Annotated in this window: 11 protein-coding genes; 5 read left to right on the top strand and 6 right to left on the bottom strand. The window is 63.4% G+C overall.

Features of this window, described 5'->3' with window-relative positions:
* Positions 1–40: 40 nt before the first annotated feature.
* The 5 genes from NY78_RS01595 (at position 41) to NY78_RS01575 (ending at position 7,206) form a co-directional block, all read left to right on the top strand.
* Entirely contained in the window at positions 41–922 is an 882-nt protein-coding gene (locus NY78_RS01595) for an ABC transporter permease (RefSeq protein ID WP_231583684.1), read from the top strand.
* Positions 912–2,339, top strand: a complete 1,428-nt coding sequence (locus NY78_RS01590; protein WP_043630761.1) for an ABC transporter ATP-binding protein — start codon at positions 912–914, stop codon at positions 2,337–2,339. The genes NY78_RS01595 and NY78_RS01590 overlap by 11 nt, the downstream gene beginning before the upstream one ends.
* A 238-nt stretch (positions 2,340–2,577) precedes the next feature.
* A complete protein-coding gene (locus NY78_RS01585) occupies positions 2,578–5,166 on the top strand; it encodes a glycosyltransferase (protein WP_043630759.1) in 2,589 nt (862 codons plus the stop codon).
* Positions 5,159–6,052 carry a glycosyltransferase family 2 protein gene (locus NY78_RS01580; protein WP_043630757.1) on the top strand — a complete coding sequence of 298 codons (894 nt, stop codon included), beginning with the start codon at positions 5,159–5,161 and terminating at the stop codon, positions 6,050–6,052. The genes NY78_RS01585 and NY78_RS01580 overlap by 8 nt, the downstream gene beginning before the upstream one ends.
* Positions 6,049–7,206, top strand: coding sequence for a glycosyltransferase family 4 protein (locus NY78_RS01575; protein ID WP_043630755.1), 1,158 nt, complete (start codon positions 6,049–6,051; stop codon positions 7,204–7,206). The genes NY78_RS01580 and NY78_RS01575 overlap by 4 nt, the downstream gene beginning before the upstream one ends.
* 329 nt (positions 7,207–7,535) lie before the next feature.
* On the opposite strand, the gene NY78_RS01570 is transcribed toward NY78_RS01575, so the two are convergent.
* The 6 genes from NY78_RS01570 to prfB all read right to left on the bottom strand — a co-directional run bounded on the left by NY78_RS01570 (position 7,536) and on the right by prfB (position 12,608).
* Positions 7,536–8,411: a UshA-like (seleno)protein family 2 gene (locus NY78_RS01570; protein ID WP_420705114.1), complete on the bottom strand. Its 876-nt coding sequence runs from the start codon at positions 8,409–8,411 to the stop codon at positions 7,536–7,538.
* 129 nt (positions 8,412–8,540) lie between these two features.
* Positions 8,541–9,410 (bottom strand): UshA-like (seleno)protein family 2, encoded by an 870-nt coding sequence (locus NY78_RS01565; RefSeq protein WP_043630751.1) that lies wholly within the window; start codon positions 9,408–9,410, stop codon positions 8,541–8,543.
* Positions 9,411–9,414: 4 nt separating this feature from the next.
* Positions 9,415–9,690, bottom strand: a complete 276-nt coding sequence (locus NY78_RS01560) for an HU family DNA-binding protein (RefSeq protein WP_024826291.1) — start codon at positions 9,688–9,690, stop codon at positions 9,415–9,417.
* Positions 9,691–9,802: 112 nt separating this feature from the next.
* The gene (locus tag NY78_RS01555; protein WP_043630748.1) at positions 9,803–10,633 is read right to left on the bottom strand and encodes a MinD/ParA family protein; all 831 of its coding nucleotides are present in this window, start codon (positions 10,631–10,633) and stop codon (positions 9,803–9,805) included.
* Between the two features lie 8 nt (positions 10,634–10,641).
* The gene (locus NY78_RS01550; protein ID WP_043630747.1) at positions 10,642–11,511 is read right to left on the bottom strand and encodes a GGDEF domain-containing protein; all 870 of its coding nucleotides are present in this window, start codon (positions 11,509–11,511) and stop codon (positions 10,642–10,644) included.
* Positions 11,498–12,608 (bottom strand): peptide chain release factor 2 gene (gene prfB / locus NY78_RS01545; RefSeq protein ID WP_156180821.1). Its coding sequence is split into 2 segments (ribosomal slippage): positions 11,498–12,532 and positions 12,534–12,608, totalling 1,110 coding nucleotides; the frame shifts between segments, so codons are not numbered across the junction. Before prfB ends, NY78_RS01550 begins: the two co-directional genes overlap by 14 nt.
* Between the last annotated feature and the right edge of the window lie 10 nt (positions 12,609–12,618).

The raw sequence follows: 12,618 nt of genomic DNA, 5'->3' as shown, positions 1-12,618 counted from the left end.
GTTGACATGCGTCAATTCGATCGAATATGCAACCGGCTCCATGTATGTACCACCCAAAGCCATGGTCGTGCGGCGGCCCCGGGCCGGATCGTTATGGTCCGGTCTGCTGGCAGGCCTAAACCCCATGGCCTTTGTCCGCGCCTTCTGGCAGCGCCGGGAAGTGCTGGCCACCTTCGCCCGCATCGAGTTCTCCTCCCGCTACCACGGGGCGCAGCTCGGCGTACTGTGGAGTCTGGTCTCGCCGCTGGCCACCCTGGCCGTCTATACGTTTGTCTTTTCGGTCGTTTTTAAGCCAACCTGGGCCGGCGGCGGCGATGGCGGGGTGGCCGGTTATGCGCTGATTCTCTTTGCCGGGCTGGCGGCCTTCGAGGTCTTTGCCGGGAGTCTCAACCGTGCGCCAAGGCTTTTGTCGGAAAACGTCAATTTTATCAAAAAAGTTCTTTTCCCCTTGGAAATCCTGCCGGTTGGCGTCATTCTGGCCGCCGTGCTCGAATCCCTGGTCAGTCTTGCCCTGGTGGCCCTTGGGGTGCTTGTCACCACGGGCCGCCTGCCGGCCACGGCGCTTTTTGCCCCACTGGCCTATCTGCCCCTTGGCATGCTGACCCTTGGCATGTGCTGGCTGCTCGCCCCGGTCGGCGTTTTTCTCAAAGATCTCGGCAATATCGTGGGCGTGGCCGTGCAGCTGCTCTTTTTCGCCACCCCCATTCTCTATCCGCTCACCGCCGTGCCTGAGCCGTACCGGGCCCTGTTGGCCCTGAATCCGCTCCATCCGGTGGTTGACCACCTGCGGCGCACCATCATCTACGGCCAGATGCCCGACTGGCCGGCCTTCGGTTGGGTGACCCTGGTTTCCGCCGGGGTGATGCTGGCCGGCTATACGTTTTTTATCAATATCAAGAGGCTGTTCGCCGATGCCGTCTGACGCCCCGATCATCGCCGCCCGGGGCGTGTCCAAAATGTACGAATTGTACGCCCGGCCTCAGGACCGGCTGCGCCAGATGCTCTTCCCGGGCGGCAAGCCGCTTTTCCGGGAGCATTGGGCGCTTCGCGACGTGTCCTTCGAGGTCGGCCCGGGCGAAGCCTTCGGCATTATCGGCAAGAACGGGGCCGGCAAATCGACGTTGCTGCAAATTCTGGCCGGCGTGCTGGAGCCGACCAGCGGCGAGGTGGTCCTGCCCGAGCGGACCACAGCCCTTTTGGAGCTTGGGTCGGGCTTCAAACCGGAATTCACCGGCCGCCAAAACGTCTTCGTCAACGCTGCCGTGCTCGGCATCCCCCGGGCCACAGTCACCGAGTGTTTGGACGAGATCGCCGCCTTTGCCGACATCGGGGCGCATTTCGACCAGCCGGTCAAGACCTATTCCAGCGGCATGTTTTTGCGTCTGGCCTTTGCCGTGACCACGAGCCTCAACCCCGATGTGCTCATCATCGACGAGGCGTTAGCCGTTGGCGACGTTTTTTTTCGCCAGAAGTGCTATAAGCGCCTGGAGGGACTCCTTTCCCGCGGCACGGTGGTGGTGCTCGTCTCCCATGCCATGAACGACGTGGCCCAGTTCTGTCACCGGGGCCTCATGCTCGAGCGCGGCCGGGTGACCTATCTGGGCGATGCGGCGGCTGCGGTCAAACGCTACATGGTGGGCGACGGCGGCTATGACCCGGCCAATCTTGGCGAGGTCATGCGCAGTCTCGAGCTGCCGCCCGAGGCCCAAGCCAATGATCCCTGGCCCGCCTCGGAAGCCTTTGTCGATCTCTCCCAGGTTGCCGCCGCTGAAAACGACTGGGCCGGCTGCACCCACGTGGCCATCTGCGACGCCTCGGGCCAGCCCTGCCGCAGTTTCGAACAGGGCGAAACCCTTTCGATTTTTTGCCGCTACGCCGTGTACCACGACCTGGAAGTGGCCGTGGCCGGCGTCGAACTCATAAACGACAAGCGCGTCATCGTGTTTGGCAAGAACACCCTGCAATTTGACAGCGACCACCCGACCCTGACCCCGGCCGGCAGCAGCCTGCGGGTGCGCTTTGACGTAAAACTCGATCTGGCCCCGGGCGAATATACCTTCAATCTTGGGTTTTCCGCCATAAGCCGCGAAGACTTCGACCGCCGGGCCAGCCTGTCCCACCAGGAGCTGGAAAGCCGCACCACCGTCATTTCCATCCTGACCCGGGCCGGTGATTTTCTGGTGACCTTCCGCAGCCGCGACACCACCCCGGTGCAGCTCACCCACCACGGCGTGGCCAACCTGCCGGGACAGGCGACGCTGCGGCTGTATGGCAGCGGAGGCGAGGGAGAAGAGAGCCTCCGGCGGCCGGGGGGGATAATCCCCCCCGGACCCCCTTGATGGGCAACGGTTTTCAAGGGATTCTTGGGGCTGGCTGGCAATTCGCCCGGTATTGATGCAAACGCCGCATGCCTCCAACGCTCCACTTTCAAGCAACACCTGGTGTTCGTACAAGAGCACCTAACCCCCCATGAAAAGTTTTTGGGGAAGGTGGGGGTCTGGGGGAGGAAACCCCTTTTTTCAAAAAGGGGTTTCCTCCCCCAGTCCTTCGCCTCTCTCTCCCCAAGGAGCCTTCTATATGCGACAATGTTGGTGCGGGACGGGCGGGCTGGAGCCGTTTAACGAGGCGTACATGCTCTGTCCGGCCTGCGGCACCTTGGTGTCGCGGGTGGAGGACGGGGAGGGCTACGGCCGGGACTACTGGTACGGCCATCAGGAGGCCGATCTCGGCCAGCCGTCCATCGAGGTCCGGGCACGCCGGGACATGCCGGAGCGGTGCGTGGCCTGGTTGGGTTTTTTTTTAAAGGCTTGCCTCCCGCCGGGCGAGGTGTTGGAACTCGGCTGCGCCCATGGCGGCTTTACGGCCTTGCTTGGCCGGTCCGGTTTCCGGGCCAGGGGGCTTGAGCTGGACGCATCGGTGGCTGCTCTGGCTGGCCGGACGTTTGGCATTGAAGTCCTGGCCGGACCGCTGGAGGAGCAGGACATCGCCCCGGGCAGCCTGTCGGCTGTGGTGCTCATGGACGTGCTGGAGCATCTGCCTGATCCGGTGGAGTTGCTGCGCCGGGTGGGCCGGTTGCTGGCCCCGGAAGGCGTTGTGCTGGTGCAGACGCCGTGTCTGCCGGCTGGCGCGACCCATGAGCGTTTGACCACCGAGGCTGACCCATTTCTGCGCATGTTGCTGCCGGCTGAACATCTTTATCTGTATAGCGAAAAGGCGGTACGGGCGCTTTTTGCGGCGGCCGGCCTTGGACAATGCCGTTTCGGCCAAGCCCTTTTCCCTTATGACATGCTTTTTCTGGCCGGCCGCACGGCCCTTGCCGACCACGATGCAGCAACGGTGGAGGCGGCCCTGTGCGCCACGCCGGACGGCCGCATGGTGCAGGCCATGCTCGATCTGGCTGCCCGGGCCGAAGCAGCCGAGGCGCAGGCGGCAAGGCTGGCCGGGGCGGACGCGCCGATCATCGGCGGCCTGGAGGGCGTTGTCCGGGAGATGGCCTCGGGCTGGGTCTCGGAAGGCCGGTTGCCGCTTGTGGTCAACAAGGCGCTCGCCCGGGTCGGCCGGGTGGCCTGGTTATGGAATAAGGCCGTCAAGTACGTGCTTAAAGAGCGTGGCCGGCGGGTGGCCCCGGCCGGCGGCAAAGCCGGGCCGGTCCTGGTGCTGGTCGATCTGACCCCGGTGCTTCCTGGCGGCGACAATGGCGGGGCCAAGCTCATGACCATCCTGCTGCTCGGCGCCCTGCGCCAGATGCGGCCGGATTGGCGCTTTGTCTGCCTGACCTCTGACGCAGCCCATGACGAACTGGCCCATCTCGACGCGCCCAATGTGACGCGGGCGCGGGCCTCAGGCCTGGGGCGGCTGCGTGGTCTGTCCCACTGGCAGGGCGTGCCGGTTGACCTCCTTTTTTGCCCCTTTACCATGCCCTATTTTCACCATCCGGCCGTGCCGGTTGTTTCGGTCGTCTACGATCTGCAATACGCCGCCTATCCGCAGTTTTTTTCGCCGGAAGACGAAGCCGGGCGGGAGCGGACCTTTCTGACCGCCGCCCGGGTGGCCGAGCGGCTGGTGTGCATCTCGGAATTCACTCGCCAAAGCGTCCTGGCGCAGGGGCAGGTGCCGCCGGGCCGGACAGCCGCCGTCCACATCTCGCTGCCGCGTCGGCTGGTCCGCACCGCTCCCGAGGCCGTATACGCCACACGGACGCGCCTTGGCCTGGGCCAGGCCGACTATCTGCTGTTTCCGGCCAACTACTGGCCGCACAAGAACCATCGCATGCTCCTGACCGCCTTTGGCCTGTTTGCGGCCTCCCGGCCGGAAAACGACTGCAAGCTGGTGCTGACCGGCTCGGACACCGGACTTCGGGCCGAACTGGGGCAGGCTGCGCAGCGCCTGGGACTGGCCGACCGGGTGGTCTTTGCCGGGTATGTCTCGGACGCCGAGCTGTCGGCGCTGCTCACCGGGGCCAGGGCGCTTCTTTTCCCATCGCTCTATGAGGGATTCGGCATGCCGCTGGTTGAGGCCATGGCTGTCGGGACACCCATTTTATGTTCCAATGTCACCAGCCTGCCCGAGGTCGGCGGCGAGGCGGCGCTCTATTTTGATCCGCGCCGCCCGGACGACATGGCTGCGGCCATGGCCCGGCTTTGGGACGAACCCGGGCTGGCCGAGGCCCTGGTGGCCCGGGGCTTTGAACGTCTGGCCGCCATTGGCGGCCCAGCGGACATGGCGCGGAAGTACCTGGCCGTCTTTGAGGAGGTGCTGGCCCGGCCGGTGTCCCAGAGCACGGCGGTGCGCGGGCTTTTCCCTGACGGCTGGTGTGGCGGGCGACTTTTTGTGGCCTTTGGCCCGGCTGCCCAGCGCCAGTGGCTGCGGACGCGATTTTCCCTGCCGGCCAAGGCTCCGAGCGGGCGGGTGGTGGTGACGACCCTGGTCAACGGCCGGGCCGTTGGCCAGCCGGTCACCTTGACCCCTGGCCGTTCGGTCAGCCTGGACCCGGATCTGCCGCCGACCGGAGGCTGTGTGGAGTTTGTCCTGGACGGGGCGCGACGCGGCAACGGCCAGGGTGCGGCGGCGGACCGACGGCGCTTGTCGGTCCACTGCGAGGAACTGCGCCTGACCGATGGCGAGCGCGACGTCGATCTGCGCTATACGGAGGCAACACATGGCTAGCCTTACGGTTTCCGCCGTCACGCCGTCGTATAACCAGGGGCGTTTTATCGGACGCACCATTGACAGCGTCCTGTCCCAGGGCGTGGACGGCCTGGAATATGTGATCATGGACGGCGGCAGCACCGATGAGACCGTGTCGGTCCTTGAGAGCTACGGCGATCGACTGCGCTTTCGTTCCGAGCCGGACAAGGGCCAACCCGACGCCGTCAACAAGGGCATGGCCGAGACCACGGGCGAGATCATCGCCTGGCTTAATTCCGACGATGTCTACACGACCGGCGCACTTCAAGCAGTGCTTGAAGTTTTTGAGAAAAGCCCAGATGTAGACGTCGTTTATGGCGACGCCGATCACATTGACATCAACGACGCCTTTATCGAGCCCTACCCGGCCGAGCCCTTTGATCTCACGCGCCTCATGGAGCGCTGCATCATCTGCCAGCCGGCGGCTTTTTTTCGACGGCGGGTGGTTGAGCGCTTCGGCAACCTGGATTTGCGCTGGCAGTATACCCTCGATTACGAGTTCTGGCTGCGTCTGGCCAAGGGCGGGGCCGTGTTCCGCTATCTGCCCCGAAAACTGGCCGGCTCGCGGTTCTACCCCCAGACCAAGACGTCCGGGGCCAAGCTCACCGTGCATAGCGAAATAAACGACATGATGCGTTTCACCTTCGGCCGGGTGCCGGAGCGTTGGCTCTATAACTACGCCCACGCCCTGGTGCGGGAGAAATGGCAGGTGGCCGACGGCAGCGCGCTTTTTACCCCGGCCGTGGCCCTGGCCTCGGTGAACGCCTCGCTGCGTTGGAATCGCGGCCTGTCGCCGACGGTTCTTCGCACCACGGCCTCCTGGCTGACGCGCGGCCTTATCCGTCCCGGGAGCGGCCCGGCATGAAGATCGGCTTTGACGTGTCCCAGACCGGAGCTGGCAAGGCCGGCTGCGGCTATTTCGCGGCCGCTTTGTTGTCGGCCCTGGCCGAGGTCGATACGACGAGCCAGTACGTGCTCTATCCGGCCTTTGGGGATTTTTTTCGTGAACCCCACCCGGAGAAATGCCTGCGCCCGGCCGGCGACCGCTTCCAGCAGGGACCGAGGTTTCGCCGTTTCTGGGATCAGAAACGCTTTTTCCGCCAGCCGCCAAAGGATTTTGAGGCCCGCTTAGGCCAGCCCGACATCGTCCATGCCAACAACTTTTATTGTCCCGCCGGCCTCACCCGGGCGCGACTGGTCTATACGCTCTATGACCTGTCGTTTCTGGTCGAGCCGGCCTGGACCACCGAAGGCAACCGCACCGGCTGTTTCGACGGCCTGTTTCGGGCTGCCACCCAGGCGGATGCGGTGATCGCCATCTCGGAGTATTCCCGCGGCCATTTTCTGCGGGTCTTCCCCCACTTTCCGAAAGAGCGGCTGGTTGTCGCGCCGCTGGCCAGCCGGTTCGGACCGGACAGCCCCCAAGAACGCCCCAAGGCGGTCGCGCAGTTGCAACCGGATGGCTTCTGGCTGTGCGTGGGGACCATCGAACCGCGTAAGAACCACGAACGCCTCTTTGCCGCCTACGCCGCCTGGAGACGCGAGACTGGCGGGACCATGCCGCTGGTGCTGGCCGGCGGCAAAGGCTGGCTCATGGACGACGTGGCCCGCACCGTGGCCGAACTCGGCATTGCCGAACATCTCGTTTTCACGGGGTATGTGACCGACGCCGAACTGGCCTGGCTGTATGCCTCCTGTCACGCCTTTCTTTATCCGTCGCTGTTTGAAGGTTTCGGGCTGCCGGTGTTGGAGGCCATGAGCCTCGGCGCGGCCGTCATCACGTCCGATGCCACGTCCCTGCCGGAAGTGGCCGGGGATGCAGCCATCCTGGTCGATCCCCTGGATGTCCCCGGTCTGGCCCGGGCTATGGCCGCTGTCGGGAGCGATGCGACCCTGCGCGATAGGCTGCGGCAACGGGCGCTAACCCGGGCCGGGCTTTTTTCCTGGGAAAAAACCGCCCGCATCGTGGCCGATGCCTATGCCCGCGTCCTTGGCCTGCCGCCGGCCTGGGGAAAATGAGAGAAGGGGAAGAGTGCCTCCGGCGGCCAAAGGGCAGTGCCCTTTGGAATCCCACCTGGGGGGAGTTTGATTTGACCGGGTATGCTGCCAAGTCGACGGGCGGAAATTGAGCAAGAAAAGACGGGAAGAGGCCGGCCCCCTAAGGGTAAAGGGGACGGCGTGGCCTCGTCGGTGGAAGGACGCCAGGAAAAACGTTGGTCGGGCAATGCCGCTGCAATGCAAGTCTGACGGATATCACCGGGTGATGGCGGCCAAAGGGTGTCCCTTTGGCCGCCAAATTCATTTGATGAGGCACTTTGGGGCTTGCCGGCAACCGGGGCAGCGCCCGGCTATTCGAAAAGCTTTTTGATGTCCGGGTCAGCCGGGTAGGCCTCGTCCAGATTGATGACTTCGGCCTTGAAGGCGCCGTTGGGGGTCCAGGTGAAATCGGCTGCGCCAGGCAGGACGAACAAGTCCAGGCGGTTGACGGTCTTGCCCCGGGTATAGGCCCTGGCCCACAGGGTCTTGCCTCCGGGGCCGACCTTTCCGGCGTTGCCGGCATTGATGCCGCTGCCAAGGAGGATGTCCAGGGCGTCGGGATGGGCGGCCAGAAAGGCCTCTTCGTCCATCATGCCCAGACCGCTTAGGCCGATGACCAGCTGGGCCTTGGCACGAAGCTCCTTGGCCGCCTCGGCCACGGCGTCGCCGATGGCTGGCGGGGCCGGTTTGGTCAGATCGGGCGGCGGCGGGAAAAAGACAATGCCGATGGGCCTGCCGGCCGCTTCAATGACGGTGGTGCGGGGTGTGGGGGCAACCACGGTGAACCCGGCCGGAATCGGGGCATCGGCGCTTTTAAGATAGGCGGCCTCGTCCGGGAGCAGGGTCCCGGCCGAATAGCCGATTTGCGTCAGGGCCTGACTGATGGCCGGCAACCGGCGGGCGTCGGGTTTTCTGTCCGGCCCATCGGGGAGAATTTCAAAGGGAGCGCCCAGAACCAGGGTGCGTTCCCGACCGGCATCAGTGGCGCGAAGGGATTTGATGAAGGCGGCCCGCCGGGCCAACCCGCCAACGAGCTTGCCGCCTCAGGAAGGGCAGGGCTCGTAGTTGCCGTAGGTGTTGCCGGAAAGGACGATGGTCAGGATGGGTTCCTGGGCACGAGCCGGCAAGGCGGCGCAAAGGGCCAGGGCAAGGGCCAGCGCGGCCGCCTGGACAGGGCGGAAAAGCATATTCACGGTGTCGCCTCAAAGGGGTTGGCGGTTTTGATACAACGGATGCAGGAAGTCGGAGACCGGAGTCTTGGGATATAATCCGGTCAATCCGACAACCGGGGCGGCCGGGCAGGCGCGGGTGCCGGATTATTTGAGCAAAGCTCCGACAGCCGCATCCTGGGGGAAATTCTCATCCAGGGGGTCCACCTTGGCCGTGAAGTTTTCGCCGATCTTCCAGACGAAGTCGGGCTTTCCGGGCAGAACCAGCAAATCCAGACGATTGATGGTTTTGCCCTTGATGTAAGCCCGGGTCCACAGGGTGCGGCTATCTTTGGAGAGCCGGGAGGCAAAACCCGAACCGCCGCCGCTGCCGAGCAGCACGTCAACAGCCCCTTTTCGGGTGTTGATAAAGGCTTCTTCGTCAATGGCCCCCCAGGGGCTCACGCCGATCACCAGAGCGACCTTGCCCCGCAGTTCGGAAGCGGCTTTGGCTGTGGCGTCCATGAGTTTGTCCGGCACCATGGCGCTGACGTCCTTGGGCATGGGGAAGTAGACCAGCCCGATCGTCTGGCCGCCCACACTGAGGACGCGGGTCACAGGCGCGTCGCCAAGCAACTGGGCGTTCTTGGGCAGTGCAGCCTTGTGTTCGGACAGGATGGCCATTTCCTGCGGGGTCACCGCCATGGCATCGTAAGCCAGACGCTCATGGGCTTTGGCCACCACCGGCAACTTATCGGGTTCCGGCGGCGCGGCCGAGACTTCGGGCGCAAACTCCCACGGACCGGCCACAGCCAGCAGCTTGCCAGCTGTGGGGCCGGTTTTGCGCAAATTCTCCACCGCCGTGGCCCGCCGAGCCAAGCCCCCGAGTTTCTGTGGGCCGCAAGTGGGGCAGGGGTCGAAATAGCCGTAGGTATTGCCGGCGTAAAGAATGGTCAGGACCGGGTCGGCGGCAAAGGCCGCAACCCCGGTCGCTGTCGTCAGAACCAGGGCCAGAAGCAGAGCAGTCAGTGTTGGCATAGGGTCACTTGTTGAGATATTCCTTGAGTTCTTTGCCCGGGCGGAAGAACGGCAGTTTCTTGGGAGCCACGGTGACCACGTCGCCGGACTTGGGATTGCGCCCGGTGTAGCCCTTGTAGCCTTTGATCTTGAAGCTGCCAAAACCCCGTATTTCCACGCGGTCTTCGTTGATCAGGGCCTGTTTGACGGAGTCGACAAAGGCGTTGACGATGTCGGCGGCTTCGTCGATGTGCAGGCCTTTGGTTTCGGCCAAAGTCTTGATGAGTTCGCTTTTGTTCATCGCGTGGTCCTCGCGCTGTTGACGGTTGGCCGATGCCCGCGTGATGGCGGGTGGTGAGCAATCGTCCATCTATTTCATACCATTGCCGAAAAAAACCGGTCCCCGTCAAGGCTTACTTGCGGATTATCGGTATTTTTCCAAGAACGGGGCCGGCAATGATGGCGTCTTTGCGCTGTTGGCGGACCCTGTGGAGCTTGACCGCGCCGCCAATAATGTCCTGGGCGGCCTGGCAGCGGGGGGCATGGCGCAGCAGGGGAATCTGGCGGCGCACGGCGTCAGGTACGGCCGGATCGGAGTGGACTCCGCCGATCAGAACGGGCGTGAACCCCAGGAAATGGTTGCAGGCGGCCGAGAGGCGATTGAAGGTGGCCTGGGCATCGGCCGGACTTTCCACTTGGTTGACGAGTACGTGGAAGTCGGAAACCCCGTACTGGGTGTGAAGCACCTTGATGACGGCGTAGGAGTCGGTCAGGGAGGTCGGCTCGGGCGTGACGACCAGGACGCGCACCTGGCTCATGGCGGCGACCGAAAGGACGGTCTGGGAAATACCGGCCCCGAGATCGAGCATGAGGTAGTCATAGCTGCCAAACACGGCGTTGAGCTTGTCAAAAAGCACCTCGCGCATGTCGTCGTCCATTTCAAGCAGTTCAGGCACGCCGCTGGCTGCCGGCAGAAAGTCGAAGCCGCCCGGTTCCACGGCCAGCATTACGTCCTTGGCCTGCACATCGGGACGGAAGAGATCCTGAAGGTTTTTTTCCGGGGACAAGCCAAGCAGCACGTCCACGTTGGCCAGGCCGACGTCGAAGTCCATCAAAAGGACACGATGGCCGGCCCGGAATAAGGCATAGCTCAAATTCAGGGCTAGATTTGTTTTACCCACGCCGCCCTTGCCGCTTAAAATGGCCACGGCCAGAGTGGCGTTGGGATTTGGGGCTTGGGACATACGCCGTGTCATCCTTTTGTTGAGCCGGTAAAGAGGAAGCGTTTTTCGTCGGCGCGCACCAGGGTTTTTTCCGGGGGTGCGGTCAGATCGGCGATGGGGGCGCAGTGGAGCCGGTCCTTGCCCAGGGCCTTGGCCGTATAGAGCGCCTCGTCGGCCAGGGCGTAGAGCTTTTCCCAGGAAATGGCGAGTTTGCCCTTGGTGCAGGCAATACCGGCCGATATGGTGACCCGAAGCGGCGTTTCCACGCCGTCGCAGACAATGTGAAGCGACCGGGCTGATTCGATGAGCCGTTCGATGACACCTTCGGCCCGCACCAATCCGATGCCGGGTAAAATCAGGGCATATTCCTCGCCGCCAATGCGGGCGGCATAGTCGTAGGTGCGTTTTTCCGCCGCCAATAACGCGCCAAGGGTTGCGATCACCCGGTCGCCACAAGGATGCCCATAGGTGTCGTTGACCTGTTTGAAATCGTCGAGGTCGATCAAAACCAGGGCCAGGGACTGGCCGGAACGGGCCGACCGGATGAGTTCGGCTGCCAGGATGCGTTCGAAGGCACCCCGGTTGTGGAGCTTGGTCAACGGGTCGTGCTCGGAAAGGAAAACAAGCTCTTGAAGCGTCTGCTGGATGCGGGTCAGATAGGGAAACGGATTGGCCGAAAGCGGCAGGGCCAGCCAGTCGCGCAGATCCCGTCGGTTGCGCAGGGTTTCCCACTCGGGAAGGGTCAGCCCCGAGCACAGGCGCATGATGACCAGGCCGTCGCCATCGGTGGCGCAAGCCGGTTTGTCCACGGAAGCCAGCATCCGACGCAGGGCGTCGAGTTCGGCCAGCAGGGCCTCGTCCGGAAAATCCGACGAACAGCCGGCGTCAGCGGGTTTCATTGCCGACGCAAAGGAGGAAGCCGCGAATGAACTTATCCAGGTCGCCGTCCAGCACCGCTTCGACATCCCCGGCCTCGACGCCGGTGCGATGGTCCTTGACCAGTCGGTATGGCTGCATGGTGTAGGTCCTTATCTGGGAACCGAAGCCTATGGCGTTTTTGGACTCGTAGCTTTCCTGCTTTTCGGCCTGGATTTTTTTCAGTTCCAGGTCGTAGAGCCGGGCCTTTAACACCTTCATGGCCGATTCACGGTTGCGGTGCTGCGACTTCTCATTTTGGCACTGCACCACGATATTGGTGGGCAAGTGCGTGATGCGGATGGCCGAGGAGGTCTTGTTGACGTGCTGTCCTCCAGGACCCGAGGCCCGAAACACATCCACGCGCAGGTCGTCGTCTTTGACCTCGATGTCTATGTCTACGCCAACATCGGGGTAGACGTCCACCGAAGCGAAGGAAGTATGGCGGCGTCCCGAGGAATCAAAAGGCGATATGCGGATCAGGCGGTGAATGCCTTTTTCCGCAGCCAGCAGACCATAGGCGTAGGGACCGGAAATCTGCAAGGTGACGCTTTTGACGCCGGCCTCGTCTCCGGGCAGGAAATCGAGCAGTTTGACGGCGAACTGCTTGCGCTCAGACCAACGGCGGTACATGCGCAGGAGCATTTCCGCCCAGTCCTGGGCCTCGGTGCCGCCGGCCCCGGAGTGGATTTCCATAATGGCGTCGGCATTGTCTTCGGGACCGAAAAAGGCGGCCAGTTCGGCATCGGCCAATTCGGCGCGCAGCGACTCAATCTGCTCGGCCAGGGCGTCGAGTATCTCGGGGCTGCCGTCGTCCTTGGCCATGCCCAGCCATTCGTCGAGATCGGCCTTGGCGGCCAGCAACCGCTCGCCATCGCCGACCTTGCCGGACAGCACGCTTTTTTCACGCAGGATCGGGGTCAGGCCTTCCGGATTGTCCCAGGCCCCTGGTTTGGACAATTCGGCCTCAATGTCGGCCAGACGGACGCGGCTTTTGTCCAGGTCAAAGACGCCTCCAGAGTTCCTCGAATTTATCCAACAGCTCCGTACTTTGGGTGCGCAGTTCCGAATATTGCAACATGATGACGTAA

The sequence above is a fragment of the Desulfovibrio sp. TomC genome (genome assembly GCF_000801335.2).
Classification (GTDB): domain Bacteria; phylum Desulfobacterota; class Desulfovibrionia; order Desulfovibrionales; family Desulfovibrionaceae; genus Solidesulfovibrio.
The sequence above is the reverse complement of the archived record's forward strand: the minus strand, read 5'-3'. Positions and strand labels throughout refer to the sequence as shown.